General features: G+C 65.9%; 19 protein-coding genes. 5 read left to right on the forward strand and 14 right to left on the reverse strand.

From position 1 onward, the window contains the following. Window positions 1-148: 148 nt before the first annotated feature. From prfB to WS54_RS24050, 3 genes are all read left to right on the forward strand, one after another. Window positions 149-1253, forward strand: a protein-coding gene (gene prfB / locus WS54_RS24040; protein WP_108041952.1) for a peptide chain release factor 2 whose coding sequence is annotated in 2 segments (ribosomal slippage) — window positions 149-229 and window positions 231-1253 — 1104 coding nt in all. Because the reading frame shifts where the segments join, the coding sequence is not laid out codon by codon here. Between the two features lie 73 nt (window positions 1254-1326). Beyond that, on the forward strand, window positions 1327-2853 hold the full coding sequence (gene lysS, locus WS54_RS24045) for a lysine--tRNA ligase (RefSeq protein ID WP_059782939.1): 1527 nt from the start codon (window positions 1327-1329) through the stop codon (window positions 2851-2853). Between the two features lie 346 nt (window positions 2854-3199). After that, a complete protein-coding gene (locus WS54_RS24050) occupies window positions 3200-3928 on the forward strand; it encodes a glycine zipper 2TM domain-containing protein (protein ID WP_034207748.1) in 729 nt (242 codons plus the stop codon). A gap of 147 nt (window positions 3929-4075) precedes the next feature. Here the strand turns inward: WS54_RS24050 and iscX are convergent, their stop codons facing one another. From iscX to WS54_RS24110, 12 genes are all read right to left on the reverse strand, one after another. After that, window positions 4076-4285, reverse strand: a complete 210-nt coding sequence (gene iscX / locus WS54_RS24055; RefSeq protein WP_034207749.1) for a Fe-S cluster assembly protein IscX — start codon at window positions 4283-4285, stop codon at window positions 4076-4078. A 19-nt stretch (window positions 4286-4304) separates the two neighbouring features. After that, window positions 4305-4646, reverse strand: coding sequence for an ISC system 2Fe-2S type ferredoxin (gene fdx / locus WS54_RS24060; protein WP_040144570.1), 342 nt, complete (start codon window positions 4644-4646; stop codon window positions 4305-4307). An 88-nt stretch (window positions 4647-4734) separates the two neighbouring features. Further along, on the reverse strand, window positions 4735-6603 hold the full coding sequence (gene hscA / locus WS54_RS24065) for a Fe-S protein assembly chaperone HscA (RefSeq protein ID WP_034207751.1): 1869 nt from the start codon (window positions 6601-6603) through the stop codon (window positions 4735-4737). Window positions 6604-6657: 54 nt separating this feature from the next. Then, window positions 6658-7185, reverse strand: a complete 528-nt coding sequence (gene hscB, locus WS54_RS24070; protein WP_011549462.1) for a Fe-S protein assembly co-chaperone HscB — start codon at window positions 7183-7185, stop codon at window positions 6658-6660. A gap of 96 nt (window positions 7186-7281) precedes the next feature. Next, a complete protein-coding gene (gene iscA / locus WS54_RS24075) occupies window positions 7282-7605 on the reverse strand; it encodes an iron-sulfur cluster assembly protein IscA (RefSeq protein WP_011885413.1) in 324 nt (107 codons plus the stop codon). Between the two features lie 143 nt (window positions 7606-7748). Next, window positions 7749-8156, reverse strand: a complete 408-nt coding sequence (gene iscU / locus WS54_RS24080; RefSeq protein ID WP_034207752.1) for a Fe-S cluster assembly scaffold IscU — start codon at window positions 8154-8156, stop codon at window positions 7749-7751. A 68-nt stretch (window positions 8157-8224) separates the two neighbouring features. Next, the gene (locus WS54_RS24085; protein WP_034207753.1) at window positions 8225-9448 is read right to left on the reverse strand and encodes an IscS subfamily cysteine desulfurase; all 1224 of its coding nucleotides are present in this window, start codon (window positions 9446-9448) and stop codon (window positions 8225-8227) included. Window positions 9449-9512: 64 nt separating this feature from the next. Beyond that, on the reverse strand, window positions 9513-10052 hold the full coding sequence (iscR, locus tag WS54_RS24090; protein ID WP_009691731.1) for a Fe-S cluster assembly transcriptional regulator IscR: 540 nt from the start codon (window positions 10050-10052) through the stop codon (window positions 9513-9515). A 114-nt stretch (window positions 10053-10166) separates the two neighbouring features. Beyond that, entirely contained in the window at window positions 10167-10649 is a 483-nt protein-coding gene (locus tag WS54_RS24095; protein WP_034207754.1) for a low molecular weight protein-tyrosine-phosphatase, read from the reverse strand. Window positions 10650-10750: 101 nt separating this feature from the next. Further along, window positions 10751-10978, reverse strand: coding sequence for a hypothetical protein (locus tag WS54_RS24100; RefSeq protein WP_034207755.1), 228 nt, complete (start codon window positions 10976-10978; stop codon window positions 10751-10753). 128 nt (window positions 10979-11106) lie between these two features. Then, window positions 11107-12519, reverse strand: a complete 1413-nt coding sequence (locus tag WS54_RS24105) for a lactate utilization protein B (RefSeq protein ID WP_034207756.1) — start codon at window positions 12517-12519, stop codon at window positions 11107-11109. Between the two features lie 35 nt (window positions 12520-12554). Next, window positions 12555-13277, reverse strand: a complete 723-nt coding sequence (locus tag WS54_RS24110) for a (Fe-S)-binding protein (protein ID WP_034207757.1) — start codon at window positions 13275-13277, stop codon at window positions 12555-12557. 183 nt (window positions 13278-13460) lie between these two features. Here WS54_RS24110 and WS54_RS24120 point away from each other — a divergent pair, with 183 nt between their 5' ends. Next, a complete protein-coding gene (locus WS54_RS24120; protein WP_034207758.1) occupies window positions 13461-14270 on the forward strand; it encodes an IclR family transcriptional regulator in 810 nt (269 codons plus the stop codon). A 120-nt stretch (window positions 14271-14390) separates the two neighbouring features. Here the strand turns inward: WS54_RS24120 and pbpG are convergent, their stop codons facing one another. Both pbpG and WS54_RS34390 read right to left on the reverse strand, forming a co-directional pair. Next, window positions 14391-15557, reverse strand: a complete 1167-nt coding sequence (gene pbpG / locus WS54_RS24125) for a D-alanyl-D-alanine endopeptidase (protein ID WP_034207759.1) — start codon at window positions 15555-15557, stop codon at window positions 14391-14393. 232 nt (window positions 15558-15789) lie between these two features. Beyond that, the gene (locus WS54_RS34390; protein ID WP_257792063.1) at window positions 15790-15924 is read right to left on the reverse strand and encodes a hypothetical protein; all 135 of its coding nucleotides are present in this window, start codon (window positions 15922-15924) and stop codon (window positions 15790-15792) included. Between the two features lie 287 nt (window positions 15925-16211). Between WS54_RS34390 and WS54_RS24130 the strand changes: the two genes are divergently transcribed. Next, window positions 16212-16778 carry a phasin family protein gene (locus tag WS54_RS24130; protein ID WP_006481973.1) on the forward strand — a complete coding sequence of 189 codons (567 nt, stop codon included), beginning with the start codon at window positions 16212-16214 and terminating at the stop codon, window positions 16776-16778.

Genomic DNA, 16778 nt, shown 5'->3' on the forward strand with positions numbered 1-16778 from the left:
CCGCCCGGCCCGCGACGCGCCGCCGCACACGTGCGCGCCGCGCCGGACGGGGCCGTCGACACGCGTGCAGGCACCGTTTGCGTCACCGGGCAACCCTGCCGATCGGCTATAATTCCGCTTTTTTACGAAGCCGGAACAGCGAACGATCATGGAAGCGGAACGTCTCAACGCGATCGAAAGCTCCCTGCTCGACCTGCGCAATCGCGCGGGCGAGCTTCGGGGGTATCTTTGACTACGACGCCAAAGCTGCGCGTCTGACCGAAGTCAACAAGGAACTCGAAGACCCGAACGTCTGGAACGATTCGAAGAACGCCCAGGCGCTCGGCCGCGAGAAGAAGCTGCTCGAAGGCGTCGTCATGACGCTCACCGCGCTCGATAGCGACCTGCGCGACGCGCTCGACCTGTTCGAGCTGGCACGCGAGGAAGGCGACGAGGATACGCTGCTCGCGTCGGAGGAGGACGCCGCGAAGCTCGAAGCGCGCGTCGGCGACATCGAGTTCCGCCGGATGTTCTCGAACCCGGCCGATCCGAACAACTGCTTCATCGACATCCAAGCCGGCGCCGGCGGCACCGAGGCATGCGACTGGGCGTCGATGCTGCTGCGCCAGTACCTGCGCTACTGCGAACGCAAGGGCTTCAAGGCCGAGGTACTCGAAGAGTCCGACGGCGACGTCGCCGGCATCAAGAACGCGACGGTCAAGGTCACGGGCGAATACGCATACGGCTTCCTGCGTACCGAAACGGGCATCCACCGCCTCGTGCGCAAGTCGCCGTTCGACTCGTCGGGCGGCCGCCACACGTCGTTCTCGTCGGTGTTCGTCTATCCGGAAATCGACGACTCGATCGAAGTCGAGATCAACCCGGCGGACCTGCGCATCGACACGTACCGCGCGTCGGGCGCGGGTGGCCAGCACATCAACAAGACCGACTCCGCGGTGCGGATCACGCACATGCCGACGGGGATCGTCGTGCAGTGCCAGAACGACCGCTCGCAGCACCGCAACCGCGCCGAAGCGATGGCGATGCTGAAGTCGCGCCTGTACGAAGTCGAAATGCGCAAGCGCCAGGCCGAGCAGGACAAGCTCGAATCGAGCAAGACCGATGTGGGCTGGGGCCACCAGATCCGCTCGTACGTGCTCGACCAGAGCCGCGTGAAGGACCTGCGCACGAACGTCGAAATGAGCAACACGCGGGCGGTGCTCGACGGCGACCTCGACGACTTCATCAGCGCGAGCCTCAAACAGGGCGTGTAAGCGCCGCGGCGCGGCCTGTCCGCGCCGCCCTTTCCGTTCGCGTTGCCGCACCCCACTCCGAATTCCGACCATCATGACCGAATCGACCCAAACGCAGCCCGCCGTCACGGCGGACGACAACCAGATCATCGCCGAGCGCCGCGAGAAGCTGCGCGCGTTGCGCGAGCAAGGCGTCGCCTATCCGAACGACTTCCGGCCCGAGCATCACGCAGCCGACCTGCAGGCCAAATTCGCCGATTCGGACAAGGCCGCGCTCGAAGCGAACCCGGTCGAGGTGTCGGTGGCCGGCCGCATGATGCTCAAGCGCGTGATGGGCAAGGCGAGCTTCGCGACGGTGCAGGACGGGTCGGGCCAGATCCAGTTCTTCGTGACGCCGAACGACGTCGGCGCCGACACCTACGACGCGTTCAAGAAGTGGGACCTCGGCGACATCGTCGCCGCGCGCGGCGTGCTGTTCCGCACCAACAAGGGCGAGCTGTCGGTCCAGTGCAAGGAGCTGCGCCTGCTGTCGAAGGCGCTGCGGCCGCTGCCGGACAAGTTCCACGGCCTGTCCGACCAGGAAATGCGCTACCGCCAGCGCTACGTCGACCTGATCGTCACGCCGGAAACGCGCGACACGTTCCGCGCCCGCACGAAGACGATCGCGTCGATCCGCAAGTTCATGGACAACGCCGAGTTCATGGAAGTCGAAACGCCGATGCTGCACCCGATCCCGGGCGGCGCGGCCGCGAAGCCGTTCGTCACGCATCACAATGCGCTCGACATGCAGATGTTCCTGCGCATCGCGCCGGAGCTGTACCTGAAGCGCCTGATCGTCGGCGGCTTCGAGCGCGTGTTCGAGATCAACCGCAATTTCCGGAACGAAGGCGTGTCGCCGCGTCACAACCCGGAATTCACGATGATGGAGTTCTACGCCGCGTACACCGACTACCGCTGGCTGATGGACTTCACCGAGCAACTGATCCGTCAGGCGGCGATCGATGCGCTCGGCACCGCGACGATCCAGTACCAGGGCCGCGAGCTCGACCTCGCGAAGCCGTTCCATCGCCTGACGATCACCCAGGCCATCCAGAAGTACGCACCGAACTACACCGACGGCCAGCTGTCGGACGACGCGTTCCTGCGTACCGAACTGAAGCGCCTGGGCGTCGACGTGTCGCAGCCGGCGTTCCTGAACGCCGGCGTCGGCGCGCTGCAGCTCGCGCTGTTCGAGGAAACGGCCGAAGCGCAGCTGTGGGAACCGACGTTCATCATCGACTATCCGGTCGAGGTGTCGCCGCTCGCGCGCGCATCGGATACGGTGCCGGGCATCACCGAGCGTTTCGAGCTTTTCATGACCGGCCGCGAGATCGCGAACGGCTTCTCGGAGCTGAACGACCCGGAAGACCAGGCCGCGCGCTTCAAGAAGCAGGTCGAGAAAAAGGATGCAGGCGACGAGGAAGCGATGTTCTTCGACGCCGACTACATCCGCGCGCTCGAATACGGGATGCCTCCGACGGGCGGCTGCGGGATCGGCATCGACCGTCTCGTGATGCTGCTGACCGACAGCCCGACGATCCGCGACGTGCTGCTGTTCCCGCATCTGCGCCGCGAAGACTGACGCCGTGCCCCCGTATGCGCCGCGCCACGCGGTGCATACGGAGCGGCTTTGTAACCGCGCGTAAATCCTGCCCGCCGGCGTTCGCCGGCTTTCGCTCCTCCCCCGTTTTATTCCCTCGTCGCACCGGCCTTCTCCGGGTTTTCCCGATGGCGCCCGCCGCAGCCGTGCTGCAATTCGTTACACCTTGATACGGCGCACCGCTCGGCCGTGGACGACACTCCTGTTGCGTCACCACGCATGACCACGGGACCAGAACGAGGCGCCGGAACGCCAAGTCTGCTCGCTCCCGAGCGTGGGATCCTGCTCCGGCGCAGTGTGCCGATCCGGATCGACATTGGAGAACAAAATGGACAACCAGAATCAGACCACGCCGCAAAAGCAACGCCTCCACCCGCTCATCGCCACCGCGGCCGGCGCCGTCATCGTCGCCAGCCTCGCGGCGACGGCAGCGATCACGGGCGTATTCCCGAAGGCCAGCAGCAGCAATGAACAGAACGGCCAGACCCAGGCCGCGCTGATCGCGTCGCAGCCGGCCGTCGACACGGCCGCGGCTGCCAGCGCCGCACTGGCCGCGCAAGCGCAGCGACAGGCAGCAGAACAGGCCGCCGCCCAGCAGAAGGCCGCCGTCGCGCAAGCCGAACCGAAGCCGGCGCCGCGCCCGGCTGCGCCGCATCGCCATCACACGGCCGCCCCGCAGCCGCCGCAATACGCGCAGCAGCCGTCGGCGCCCGCGCAAACCTACTGCCAGAGCTGCGGCACGGTCGTCGCGATCACGCAGACGCGCACGCCGGGCCAGAGCTCCGGGATCGGTGCGGTCGGCGGCGCGGCCGCCGGCGGCCTGCTCGGCAACCAGTTCGGTCACGGCAACGGCCGCACCGCGATGACGATCATCGGCGCGCTCGGCGGCGGTCTCGCCGGCAACCAGGTCGAGAAGCAGGTGCGCGCGGAAACGGACTATCAAGTGCAAGTGCAGATGGAAAGCGGCGCAACGCGCACGTTCACGTACCACAACCCGCCGCCGTTCGGTCAGGGCCAGCGCGTGCGGATCGAGAACGGCACGCTGGTCGGCGCGTAAGCACCTGCGCGTCATCGCCGACGCCCCCGCCCGCGCATCGTGCGCGGGCAGTCCGCCCAAAACGAAAACGGCTCGCGAGCAAACGCTCACGAGCCGTTTTTCATGGGCGCGGCGTGCGCCGTTGCAGCGCATGCCGTGACCGGTCGGTCAGTCTTCGTCGTCGAAATCCGATTCGTCGATCCAGTGCGCCTGGATCGCCTCGAGGATCTTCTCGCCGGAGTGCGCGGGATCGTCGGCGAAGCCGTCGAGTTCGAGCACCCACTGGCGCAGATCGACGAAGTTGATCCGCTGCGGGTCGATGTCCGGGTACTTTTCCGCCAGCGCAATGGCTATTTCACGCGAATCGGTCCATTTCATCGCCTGCCTCCGGTTCCTGTCAGTGATTTTCCTTCGCGTGGTTGATCGAGTACTTCGGAATCTCGACCACCAGGTCCGAATCTTCCTTCACGATCGCCTGGCACGACAGGCGCGACGTCGGCTCGAGGCCCCACGCCTTGTCCAGCAGATCGTCCTCATCCTCTTCGGACGGCTCGAGATCGTTGAAACCCTCGCGAATCACCACGTGGCACGTCGTGCACGCGCACGACTTCTCGCACGCATGTTCGATCTCGATCCCGTTGTCGAGCAGGTTGTCGCAAATACTCTTGCCGGGCGTCGCGTCGATCACTGCGCCGTCCGGGCACAGTTCGACGTGAGGCAGCACCACCAGTTGAGGCATGTCCGTTCCGTCAGTCAGGGTGCGGCGGCTAGCGCCGCACGGTTCAATATCGCGCGGGCCGTCGCCGGCCCGCGTGCAGGTCGTTCGTTCAGATCTCGTCGAGGCGCCGGCCCGACAGCGCGCGCTTGATGCTCTTGTCCATCCGGCGCGCGGCGAACTCGTCGGTGCCGTCGGCGAGCGTCTTCGTCGCCGTTTCGATCGCGTCCGCATCGTCGCCCTGCGCGACCGTGCGCAGCGCCGCGACGAGCGTGTCGATCTGCGCGCGTTCAGCGTCGTCGAGCAGCTCGCCGTCGACGGCCAGCGCCGCCTGCGTCGCCTCGATCATCCGCTCGGCCTCGACCTGCGCTTCGCGCAGCGCACGTGCGCGCATGTCGATCTCGGCGGTCTTGAAGCTGTCCTCGAGCATCTTCGCGATGTCGTCGTCGGCAAGGCCGTACGACGGCTTCACGACGACCGACGCTTCGACACCCGAATGCTGCTCGCGTGCGAACACCGACAGCAGCCCGTCCGCATCCACCTGATACGTCACGCGGATGCGCGCCGCACCGGCCGTCATCGGCGGAATGCCGCGCAGCTCGAAGCGCGCGAGCGACCGGCAGTCGGCGACGAGCTCGCGCTCGCCCTGCACGACGTGAATCGCCATCGCGGTCTGGCCGTCCTTGAAGGTCGTGAATTCCTGCGCACGCGCGATCGGAATCGTCGAGTTGCGCGGAATGATCTTCTCGACGAGGCCGCCCATCGTCTCGACACCGAGCGACAGCGGAATCACGTCGAGCAGCAGCCAGTCGTCGCCGGTGCCGCGATTGCCCGCGAGCAGGTCGGCCTGGATCGCCGCGCCGAGCGCGACGACCTGATCCGGATCGAGGTTCACGAGCGGCGGCTGGCCGAAATACCTGGCAACCGCATCGCGGATCACCGGCATGCGCGTCGCGCCGCCGACGAGCACGACACCCTTGATGTCGGCCGGCGTGACCTGCGCATCGCGCAGCGCCTTGCGGGTCGGCCCGAGCGTGCGCTGCACGAGCGGCTCGACGAGCGACGCGAACGTGTCGTGCGAAATCGTCTGCACCAGATGCGCACCGTTCGACAGCGTCACGTCGAGCGCTGCCTGCGGCGCGAACGACAGCGCCTCCTTCAGCCCCCGCACGCGATCGAGCAGCAGGCGCACGTCTTCGGGCGCGAGCGTCTTCGCGTCGATACCGGCCTGCGCGAGCACGTGATCGAACAGCGCGTGATCGAAATCGTCGCCGCCGAGCGCCGAGTCGCCGCCCGCCGCCAGCACTTCGAACACGCCCTTCGTCAGCTTCAGGATCGACAGGTCGAACGTGCCGCCGCCGAGGTCGTACACCGCGTAAAGGCCTTCGGCCGCGTTGTCGAGACCATAGGCGATCGCCGCGGCGGTCGGTTCGTTCAGCAGGCGCAGCACGTTGAGGCCCGCGAGACGCGCGGCATCCTTGGTCGCCTGGCGCTGCGCGTCGTCGAAGTACGCGGGCACCGTGATCACCGCGCCGACCAGCTCGTCGCCGAGCGAATCCTCGGCGCGATAACGCAGCGTCGCGAGAATTTCGGCCGATACTTCGACCGGGCTCTTCACGCCGTCGACCGTGCGGATCTGCACCATGCCCGGCGCATCGACGAATTCGTACGGCGCGTTCGCCGCGCCTTCGACTTCGGCCTTGCCGCGGCCCATGAAGCGCTTGACCGACACGATCGTGTTGCGCGGATCGGTCGCGGCCTGCTCCTTCGCTTCGTGGCCGATGCGGCGGCCGCCCTTCTCGAGGTAACGGACCACCGACGGCAGCAGCACGCGGCCCGCTTCGTCCGGCAGTACTTCAGGCACGCTGTTGCGCACGGCGGCGACGAGCGAGTTCGTCGTGCCGAGATCGATCCCGACGGCGAGCCGCCGCTGGTGCGGCGCCGGCGCCATGCCCGGTTCGGAAATTTGCAGTAAAGCCATCTTGGTTCGTTCGGGCGCTCGGCCCGTTTGCTGCGCGTGCCGCAAGGCACGCGGTTAAGTTTCGAGGCGCTCGATCTGCGCGCCCACTTCCGACGCGACCCGTTCGATGAACATCAGCTGACGCACGGCTTCCGCGGCGGCCTGATCGGCACCGCTGTCGAGCAGCGTGCCGAGGCGCTCGACGCGCACGCGCTTCTCGTCGCGCAACTCGGCGAGCAATGCATCGAGCGCGTCGACGTTGCGGGCGGCCGCGGCATCCTCGATGCCCTCGCGCCACTCCATCTGCTGCATCAGGAATGCAGGCTCCATCGCGGTGTTGTTTTCCGCGCCGATGTCGACGCCGCGCAGCGACAGCAGATAGGACGCGCGCTTCAGCGGATCGCGCAGCGTGCGGTACGCCTCGTTCGCGCGGGTGGCCCATTGCATCGCGATGCGCTTTTGCGCGTCGCCGGCCGCCGCGAAGCGGTCAGGATGCACCTGCGTCTGCACCGTCCGGTAGGCGGCGTCGAGCGCCGCCTCGTCGAGCGCGAATTGCGCCGGCAGGTGAAACAGATCGAAATGGCTGTCTTTCAGCGAAACCATCGTCGCGTTGAATTCCGGTTCGTCGCGCGGCAAACGCCGCACATTAAAAAGGCGGCCCGTGCCGCCTCTTGCCCGCATCGCGCGGAGGGAGCCGCGTCACACGCGGAACGATTCCCCGCACCCGCACTCGTCCTTCACGTTCGGGTTGTTGAACTTGAATCCTTCGTTCAGGCCTTCGCGGGCGAAGTCGAGCTCGGTGCCGTCGATATAGGCGAGGCTCTTCGGATCGACGACCACCTTCACGCCATGGCTCTCGAACACCTGATCCTCGGGAGCGAGCTCGTCGACATACTCGAGCTTGTACGCGAGCCCCGAGCACCCGGTCGTGCGAACGCCAAGCCGCAGGCCCACCCCCTTGCCGCGACGGACGAGGTATTTCTGGACGTGCTGTGCTGCTTTTTCGGTCAGTGTAATTGCCATGATGTCCTTGCCGCGGCGCGCCGTCGGGCCCGCCGCGTTCCCTTCCAAGCGCCCCCGAATCTGTCGCTTCGCGCGAGGCGCCCCTGGGGGTCAATCAAACTTGGGGCGGCCCGGCGTTGTATCGAGAAGCCGTGCGATCCCGGTCAGGCCGCTGCCTGATCGCTTTCCTTCGCGTCGTGGCGCTTCTTGTAGTCGGCCACGGCTGCCTTGATCGCGTCTTCCGCGAGGATCGAGCAGTGAATCTTCACCGGCGGCAGCGCGAGTTCTTCCGCGATCTGCGTGTTCTTGATCGCGAGCGCCTCGTCGAGCGTCTTGCCCTTCACCCATTCGGTGACGAGCGAGCTCGACGCGATCGCCGAACCGCAGCCGTACGTCTTGAACTTCGCGTCTTCGATCACGCCGTCCGCGCCGACGCGGATCTGCAGCTTCATCACGTCGCCGCACGCCGGCGCGCCGACCATGCCCGTGCCGACCGCGTCGTCGTCCTTCGCGAACGAACCGACGTTACGCGGGTTTTCGTAGTGATCCAGAACCTTGTTGCTGTAAGACATGACTCAGACTCCTTGACTCGTTGCGTCTGCGTGCGCGAATCCGCCCGCGCGTGTGTTCAATGCGGTGTTCAGTGTGCGGCCCATTCGATCGTCGACAGATCGATGCCTTCCTGGTGCATTTCCCAGAGCGGCGACAGCTCGCGCAGCTTCGCGATCTTGCTGTTCAGCAGCTCGATCACGTAGTCGACTTCCTGCTCCGTCGTGAAGCGGCCGACCGTGAAGCGGATCGAGCTGTGCGCAAGCTCGTCGTTGCGGCCGAGCGCGCGCAGCACGTACGACGGCTCCAGCGACGCCGACGTGCACGCGGACCCCGACGACACCGCGACGTCCTTGATCGCCATGATCAGCGACTCGCCTTCGACGAAGTTGAAGCTGATGTTGAGGTTGTGCGGGATACGGTGCTCCATGTCGCCGTTCACGTACGTTTCCTCGATCTGCGACAGGCCGCGCAGCAGCTTGTCGCGCAGCATGCGGATGCGCTCGTTCTCGGTCGCCATTTCTTCGCGCGCGATGCGGAACGCTTCGCCCATGCCGACGATCTGGTGCGTCGGCAGCGTGCCCGAACGCATCCCGCGCTCGTGGCCGCCGCCGTGCATCTGCGCTTCGATGCGCACGCGCGGCTTGCGGCGCACGTACAGCGCGCCGATGCCCTTCGGGCCGTACGTCTTGTGCGCGGAGAACGACATCAGATCGACCTTCAGCTTCGCGAGGTCGATCTCGACCTTGCCGGTCGCCTGCGCGGCGTCGACGTGGAACACGATGCCCTTTTCGCGGCAGATTTCGCCGATCGTCTCGATGTCCTGGATCACGCCGATCTCGTTGTTCACGTGCATCACCGACACGAGGATCGTGTCGGGGCGCAGCGCGGCCTTCAGCACGTCGAGATCGATCAGGCCGTTTTCCTTCACGTCGAGATAGGTGACTTCGAAGCCGTCGCGCTCGAGTTCGCGGCAGGTGTCGAGCACGGCCTTGTGCTCGGTCTTCACCGTGACGATGTGCTTGCCCTTGCCCTTGTAGAAGTTCGCGGCACCCTTGATCGCGAGGTTGTCCGACTCGGTCGCGCCCGACGTCCAGATGATTTCGCGCGGATCCGCGTTCACGAGCGCAGCCACCTGCTCGCGCGCTTCCTCGACCGCGCGCTCCGCGCCCCAGCCGTATGCGTGGCTGCGCGACGCCGGGTTGCCGAACTGCTCGCGCAGGTACGGCACCATCTTGTCGACCACACGCGGATCGACGGGCGTCGTCGCGCTGTAATCCATGTAGATGGGCAGGTGGAGGGTCTGTTGGGTCATCTGTCGCTCCGGATATTCTGTGCAGGGACTATGTGCATTGTTGGGTGGGCGGGCGCGTGCGCGCTCACGAACTCGCGATGTTGAACACCGAATTCGGACCGAGCGGCATCGTGCGCACCGGTTCGGCCGGCGCCGCGACGGGTTCCGGCGTACGCCGGTCGCGCAGCACCGCGGGCGCGCCTTCGCGTGCGCGCTGCTGATCGACGAGATCCTGCAGCGACACGGAATCGAGGTATTCGACCATCTTCTGGTTCAGCGTCGACCACAGCTCGTGCGTCATGCAATGGCCGTCGGGCTGCTTCGAGCCGTCGCACGTGCCTTTGCCGCCGCACTGCGTGGCGTCGAGCGGTTCATCGACCGCGATGATGATGTCGGCAACGGTGACGTCCTGCGCGCGACGCGCGAGGTTGTAGCCGCCGCCCGGGCCGCGCACGGATTCGACGATTTCATGCCTGCGCAGCTTGCCGAACAGCTGTTCGAGATACGAGAGCGAAATCCGCTGGCGCTGGCTGATGCCTGCAAGCGTCACCGGGCCCTGCTCCTGGCGCAGCGCCAAGTCAATCATCGCCGTGACGGCGAAACGGCCTTTAGTGGTGAGTCTCATGGTGTCTAGGGGACTGCAATCTTGACGATTTTGGTCAAGTATAAATATTTGACGTTTTTAGTCAAGTATCCACGTCTTGGAAAGGGTATTCGCAAACCGCTGAATATTGCGCGGTCAGCGCGCCGTACGTGCGCGGAGCGTCTCCAGCAGGCCCGCGCAGGCGCGCTCGACCTGATCGAGCACCCGCTCGAAGCCCTGCGCGCCGCCGAAATACGGATCCGCCACTTCGGTTTCGGTCGCGCCCGGCGCGAACTCCATCAGCAGGCGCACCTTGTCGCGATGCTGCGGCGGGCAACGGCGGCGCAGTTCGGCGAGATTCGCTTCGTCCATCGCGAGCAGCAGGTCGAACCGCTCGAAATCCGCCGCGCTCACCTGTCGCGCGCGCAGCGCCGACAGATCGTAGCCGCGGCTCCGGGCGGCCGCCTGCGCCCGCGAATCGGGCGGCTCGCCCACGTGCCAGTCGCCGGTGCCGGCCGAATCGATCGCGATCCGGTCGGCCAACGCGGCCGCGTCGACCTGATGACGCATCACGCCCTCCGCGGTGGGCGAACGGCAGATGTTGCCGAGACAGACGAAACAGATCGCAACGCGGGTCATCGCACTATCGGAAAACCGCGGCGGACCGCGTGGGTGAAGAACACGACATTATACAAAGGGGGCCGAAATCGCGCCGTCGCGCGAAGCGACGGCGCCCTGCCTTACAGCGCCTTCGGCGCAGCAAGCGCAATGTCGCCGGACGCTGCCGGCAGCGGCTGCGCCGCGTCGCCGACCAGCCCGAACGACACCGCGCGCGCCAGTTCGGCGGACGCCTGGTGAACCGCGAGCGGGCCGCGCGACGGTGCACCGTCCATCGCATGCAGATAGGCAACCGCTGCCAGCGGAACCACGATTGCCAGCGGCCAGTACATCGATATTGTCTTTTTCATGATGCGGACCTCCTTGACCTCGTACCCCGAAACCCGATTCCGGGGACTACAGACGAGATTCTATAGATCGCATCTATCGAGATAAATATGCAAATAGCGAACGCACTGTTGCCGTCCGCTGAACAGTGTCAGCCGAGGTGGCTTTGCGACGCCGCGTACAGTTCGCGGAACGTGCGCCCGGTCGGCGTCGGCATGTCGCGCGTATCCATCCAGCCGCCCATCATCGGCAAGCGCCGCAGCGTGCCGGCATCGCCGCCCAGCCGCTCGAGAATGCGCACCGCGAGCTTCGTCGTCAGCGCATACAGCATCGGCCGCCGTGCGACGAAGCCCCACGCGGCGAGCGCCGCCCGCTCGCGCCACGGCCGCAGGTGGCGCTCGACCTGCTTCTCGCGCAGCGTGCGCAACAGGTGCGACAACGGAATCCCGGCCGGGCATACGCTGTCGCATTCGCCGCACAGCGTCGCCGCCTGCGGCAGGTCGAGCGCGCGGTCGAGCCCGACGTAGCTCGGCGTCAGCACCGATCCCATCGGGCCCGGATAGACCCAGCCGTACGCATGACCGCCGACCTTCTGGTACACCGGGCAATGGTTCATGCACGCGCCGCAGCGGATGCAGCGCAGCATCTCCTGGAATTCGCCGCCGATCAGGCCGGTGCGGCCGCCGTCGACGAGCACCACGTAGTTGTGCTCGGGGCCGTCCTCGTCGCCCGGCCCGCGCGGCCCGGTCAGCAGCGAGAAATAGTTCGACGTCTTCTGCCCCGTCGCGGAACGCGGCAGCAGCCGCATCGCGGTCGCGAGATCCTCGAGCGTGGGCAACACCTTCTCGATGCCCGTCACCGCGACGTGCACGCGCGGCATGACCGTGCACATGCCTTCGTTCCCTTCGTTCGTCACGATCGCGACCGAGCCCGTTTCCGCGATCACGAAGTTGCCGCCGGTCACGCCCATGTCGGCCGACATGAAATGCGGGCGCAGCACCTCGCGTGCCTCGCGCGTCATGTCCGGAATCTCGGTGAGCCGCTCGCGCTGGTGCGTACGCGCGAACAGATCGGCGATCTCGTCCTTGTCCTTGTGCACGACGGGCGCAATGATGTGGCTGGGCGGCTCGTTGTCGTTGATCTGCAGGATGTATTCGCCGAGGTCCGTCTCGATCGACTGCACGCCCATCTCGGCGAGCACCGCGTTCAGGCGCATTTCCTCGGACACCATCGACTTGGTCTTGATGACCTTCTTCACGTCGTGCCGGCGTGCGATGTCGGCCACGAGCCGGGCGGCGTCCGCGGTCGTTTCGGCGAACAGCACCGTCGTGCCGCGCCGCGTCGCCTCGCGCTCGAACGCCTCGAGCCACACGTCGAGATTCTCCAGCGCACGGTTGCGGCGCGCCTTGAGGGCAGCGCGCGTGGCCGGGAAGTCGATCAGGGTCATCGCATCGGCGCGCGCGGACACGAACTTCGTCGACAGCTTCTTCAGGTTCTGCTGCAGGCGCTGGTCGGCCAGCTTCTGGCCGGCGCGCGCCTTGAAATGCATCGATTGGACTTGCATCGCGGTATCGGGGGAAATGTGAGCGGAACCGGGCGTCAGACGTCGCCCGCCAGCACCTGCGCGACGTGCAGCACGCGCGTGTCGCGGTCGCCGGTGCGACGCAACCGCCCTTCGATGTTCAGCATGCAGCCGAGATCGCCGAGCACGACGGCGCCCGCGCCGGACCCGCGCACGTTCGCGCATTTTTCGTCCGCGATGGCCGCCGAGATGTCGCCGTATTTCACCGCGAACGTGCCGCCGAAGCCGCAGCAATGCTCGCAGTCCTTCATCTCGGTGACGGTCACGCCGCGCTGCGCGAGCAGCGCGCGCGGCTGCGCCTTCACGCCGAGCTCGCGCAGGCCCGAGCACGCGTCGTGATAGGTGACCGGCCCGGTGAATTCACCCGGCGCGAGCGACACCTTCGCGACGTTCGCGAGGAAATCGGTCAGTTCGTGGACTTTCTGCTGGAACCGCACGTAGCGCCCCATCAGTTCGGGATCGTCGCGGAACAGGTCGCCGTAGTGCGCGCGGATCATCCCGCCGCACGAGCCCGACGGCGCGACGACGTAATCGAACTGCTCGAACTCGCGCAGCGTCTTTTCCGCGAGGTCGCGCGCGAGCGCGCGGTCGCCCGAGTTGTAGGCCGGCTGGCCGCAGCACGTTTGCGTGGGCGGCACGATCACTTCGTAGCCGGCGTCGCGAATCAGCTTGAGCGCCGAAAAACCGATTTCGGGGCGCATCAGGTCGACCAGGCAGGTCACGAACAAACCGACTCGCATACGTGCTCCTTCGAGAAAACGGCCCTCATTATCCGACGTTTGGCCGGCAAGACCAACGCCGGCCCGCGCGCAAGCCCGCCGCGCGCGAAGCGAGGACTTCCTCGAACGGCGTTCGCTTTTTTCACGATACGAGATACAATCGATCCAACACCGCTTGACGCGTCAACCGATTCCTCCCCCGACATGAGCCAACCCACCCCGGATTCCAAAACGTCGATCCAGGTGATCGAACGCATGATGCGGTTGCTGGACGCGCTCGCCGCGCACAGCGACCCTGTCAGCCTGAAGGAACTCGCCCAGCGCACCGAGCTGCATCCGTCGACCGCGCACCGCATCCTCAACGACATGGTGACGTGCCGCCTCGTCGACCGCTCCGATCCCGGCACCTACCGCCTCGGCATGCGGCTGCTCGAGCTGGGCAATCTCGTGAAGGCGCGCCTGTCGGTGCGCGACGCGGCGCTGATGCCGATGCGCGAGTTGCACCGCCTCACCGGGCAGACCGTGAACCTGTCGGTACGCCAGGGCGACGAGATCGTCTACATCGAGCGCGCGTACTCAGAGCGCTCGGGGATGCAGGTCGTCCGCGCGATCGGCGGCCGCGCGCCGCTGCACCTCACGTCGGTCGGCAAGCTGTTCCTCGCGGCCGACGAAACGTCGCGCGTGCGCGCCTATGCGACGCGCACGGGGCTGTCCGGCCATACCCAGAACAGCATCACCGATATCGCGAAGCTCGAGCGCGAACTGACCCTCGTCCGCCAGCAATCGTGCGCGCGCGACAACGAGGAGCTCGAACTCGGCGTGCGCTGTATCGCGGCCGGCATCTACGACGATTCGGGCAAGCTCGTCGCGGGTCTGTCGCTGTCGGCACCGGCCGACCGCCTGCAGGATGCGTGGCTCGGCCAGTTGAGCCGGACGGCGCTCACCATCTCGGAATCGCTCGGCTACCGGCCGGCGCCCGCGAAGGACATGGACGGGCTGCAACGGCAGGCGTAAGCCGCGGCATCGACCCGGTTCCGCCTCCGGTTTCACCGGACAAAAAAAGCCCCGCGATTGCGGGGCTTCTTCGTTGCGGCGACCGGTACGGCGGCGAACCGCCGCACACGATCAGGTACCTCAGGTACCGCCGCTCGGCGTGTTGGCCGCCGTCAGGCGTTCGCCGCCGCCGGCATCGAGCCAGTTGCGCAGGCGCGACGCGTCGGCGAAGCGCGAGTACTTGCCGAACGAATCGAGCAATACCATCACCATCGGCCGGCCGTGGATCGTCGCCTGCATCACGAGGCATTCGCCCGCTTCGTTGATGAAGCCCGTCTTCTGCAGGCCGATGTCCCACGAGCCGTTGCCGCGGATCAGCGCGTTGGTGCTGTTGTAGACCAGGTTGCGCTTGCCCGTGTACACCTCGTAAGTGCGATCGGTCGAGAACTGGCGGATCAACGGGTACTGGTACGCCGCATTGACCATCTTCACGAGGTCGCGCGCGCTCGACACGTTCGAGCTCGACAGGCCGGTCGAATTCTCGAAGTGCGTATCGGTCATGCCGAGCGACTTCGCCTTCGCGTTCATCGCCGCGATGAACGCCGGACGGCCGCCCGGGTAGTAACGCGACAGCGCGGCGGCCGCGCGGTTTTCCGACGCCATCAGCGCGATGTGCAGCATGTCCTCGCGCGACAGGACCGAGCCGACCGACAGGCGCGAGCCCGTGCCCTTCTCGTAGTCGCGGTCTTCGTCGGTGACTTCGAGCTGGTCGGTCATCGGCGACTTCGAGTCGAGCACGACCATGGCCGTCATCAGCTTCGAGATCGATGCGATCGGCACGACCGCGTGCGAATTCTTGTCGAACAGCGGCTCGCCGGAATTCTGGTCGACGACGTACGCGACGCTCGAGCGCAGCGCGAGCGCGTCGGGCGTGTCGTGCAGGCCGAACGCCTGGCCGACCGTCGGCCGGCGCGGCTGGAACGCGACCTTGCGCACCGCGCCGCGATGGCCGCCATGCAGGCTATTCGCCGCGAGCGTCACGCGCTTTCGCGACGCTTTCGCGCGCGGCGCATCGGCCTCGGCGACCTTCGCGGATTTGTCGGCGCTCGCCTTGGCCGACTTCTTCTTCGCTGACGAAGCAGGAGCGACGGCTTTTTTCTTGGCGGCTTGGGTCTTCGCAGTGGCGGCGAAGGCGTCGGCAGGCAGGACGGACGCGGTGGTCGCCAACAACGCGACTGCGACCGACACAGCGGTGCCGAGCGTCATGCTCTGCAACAATCTGCGCGGTGAAAACGATTCGGCTTTCATTGGGGTCTGGACAAAGCGGGCGGGAGGTTTCCGCAAGTGTAGTTAAAGCTGAAAAAAAGAGCAATATTAGGCACTTACCGATCGTCTTTAAACCGGAATGTAAGAGTCGGCCAACCTCCGGCCAATCGACCCTTGCGCTCCCATCGAAAAAATCGATGAGATGCCCTGCCCGACAGCGCCCGTCTCCCGATTACCACACGGTTAATTGAGATAACGTCACTTCGGAGGCGATTTAAAGCGGGGAAAGTACGTATCCGGTGCTCGGCATGCCAAAGGCGCCGGTCTCGACCGTGGCGGCGGCACGTCGCCACGGCACGCGCATCGAAACGGCGCGTTTTTTGACAGGAACAGAAGGATAACGTTCCATGGGCCTGTCAGGTTTACCTGCGCGCGATCATGGTGCGGCGCGCTTGCCCCATCGCCGTGCGCACCATGTGGGAACGCGCGTGAAACCGATTCCGAACGGCTGCGATAACTCGTTGTTTTATCGATAATTTGTCGCGATTGTGCAACGCACAAAAAAGACTTGACATCCGTTTTCTCTGCCCTAAAATAGGCCTCATTGCTGCGTTGCACAAAGCACGCATCGCCGAAGTTCCCCAGTGTAGTGCCCTTTATCCTGCGATCGACGCGATCGCTTTTCAGGAGCCTGACATGTCCTTGCTGACCCCCGAGCAAATCGCCGCCGCCCAGAAAGCCAACCTCGAAAGCCTGTTCGGTCTGACGACCAAGGCGTTCGAAGGCGTCGAGAAGCTGATCGAACTCAACCTGCAGGTCGTGAAGTCGACGCTGGCCGAGGGCCAGGAGAACGCACAGCGTCTGCTGTCGGTGAAGGACGCGCAGGAACTGATCGCGCTGCAGGCGAGCCTGTCGCAGCCGGTCGCGGAAAAGGTGCTGTCGTACGGCCGTCACCTGTACGAAATCGCATCGTCGACGCAAGCCGAGTTCGCGAAGGTCGCCGAAGCGCAATTCGAAGAGCAGAACAAGAAGGTCCAGGCACTCGTCGACAACGTCGCGAAGAACGCCCCGGCCGGTTCGGAAACGGCTGTCGCCGCGCTGAAGTCGGCACTGAACGCCGCGAACACCACGTACGAAACGGTTCAGAAGGCCACGAAGCAAGCGGTCGAAATCGCCGAAACGAACTTCAACGCCGCTGCTGCCGTCGCCACGAAGGCTGCAACCGCCGCTGCCGCACGTCGTTCGAGCAAGCCGGCCGCGTAA

This window comes from Burkholderia sp. NRF60-BP8 (assembly GCF_001522585.2).
Taxonomy (GTDB): domain Bacteria; phylum Pseudomonadota; class Gammaproteobacteria; order Burkholderiales; family Burkholderiaceae; genus Burkholderia.

What these genes read in the sequence shown, in the direction of transcription:
- lysS (WP_059782939.1), top strand. Translation starts at nt 1,327, where the DNA reads ATGACCGAATCGACCCAAACGCAGCCCGCCGTCACGGCGGACGACAAC.
- WS54_RS24050 (WP_034207748.1), top strand. Translation starts at nt 3,200, where the DNA reads ATGGACAACCAGAATCAGACCACGCCGCAAAAGCAACGCCTCCACCCG.
- iscX (WP_034207749.1), bottom strand. Translation starts at nt 4,285, where the DNA reads ATGAAATGGACCGATTCGCGTGAAATAGCCATTGCGCTGGCGGAAAAG.
- fdx (WP_040144570.1), bottom strand. Translation starts at nt 4,646, where the DNA reads ATGCCTCAACTGGTGGTGCTGCCTCACGTCGAACTGTGCCCGGACGGC.
- hscA (WP_034207751.1), bottom strand. Translation starts at nt 6,603, where the DNA reads ATGGCTTTACTGCAAATTTCCGAACCGGGCATGGCGCCGGCGCCGCAC.
- hscB (WP_011549462.1), bottom strand. Translation starts at nt 7,185, where the DNA reads ATGGTTTCGCTGAAAGACAGCCATTTCGATCTGTTTCACCTGCCGGCG.
- iscA (WP_011885413.1), bottom strand. Translation starts at nt 7,605, where the DNA reads ATGGCAATTACACTGACCGAAAAAGCAGCACAGCACGTCCAGAAATAC.
- iscU (WP_034207752.1), bottom strand. Translation starts at nt 8,156, where the DNA reads ATGTCTTACAGCAACAAGGTTCTGGATCACTACGAAAACCCGCGTAAC.
- WS54_RS24085 (WP_034207753.1), bottom strand. Translation starts at nt 9,448, where the DNA reads ATGACCCAACAGACCCTCCACCTGCCCATCTACATGGATTACAGCGCG.
- iscR (WP_009691731.1), bottom strand. Translation starts at nt 10,052, where the DNA reads ATGAGACTCACCACTAAAGGCCGTTTCGCCGTCACGGCGATGATTGAC.
- WS54_RS24095 (WP_034207754.1), bottom strand. Translation starts at nt 10,649, where the DNA reads ATGACCCGCGTTGCGATCTGTTTCGTCTGTCTCGGCAACATCTGCCGT.
- WS54_RS24100 (WP_034207755.1), bottom strand. Translation starts at nt 10,978, where the DNA reads ATGAAAAAGACAATATCGATGTACTGGCCGCTGGCAATCGTGGTTCCG.
- WS54_RS24105 (WP_034207756.1), bottom strand. Translation starts at nt 12,519, where the DNA reads ATGCAAGTCCAATCGATGCATTTCAAGGCGCGCGCCGGCCAGAAGCTG.
- WS54_RS24110 (WP_034207757.1), bottom strand. Translation starts at nt 13,277, where the DNA reads ATGCGAGTCGGTTTGTTCGTGACCTGCCTGGTCGACCTGATGCGCCCC.
- WS54_RS24120 (WP_034207758.1), top strand. Translation starts at nt 13,461, where the DNA reads ATGAGCCAACCCACCCCGGATTCCAAAACGTCGATCCAGGTGATCGAA.
- pbpG (WP_034207759.1), bottom strand. Translation starts at nt 15,557, where the DNA reads ATGAAAGCCGAATCGTTTTCACCGCGCAGATTGTTGCAGAGCATGACG.
- WS54_RS34390 (WP_257792063.1), bottom strand. Translation starts at nt 15,924, where the DNA reads ATGGAACGTTATCCTTCTGTTCCTGTCAAAAAACGCGCCGTTTCGATG.
- WS54_RS24130 (WP_006481973.1), top strand. Translation starts at nt 16,212, where the DNA reads ATGTCCTTGCTGACCCCCGAGCAAATCGCCGCCGCCCAGAAAGCCAAC.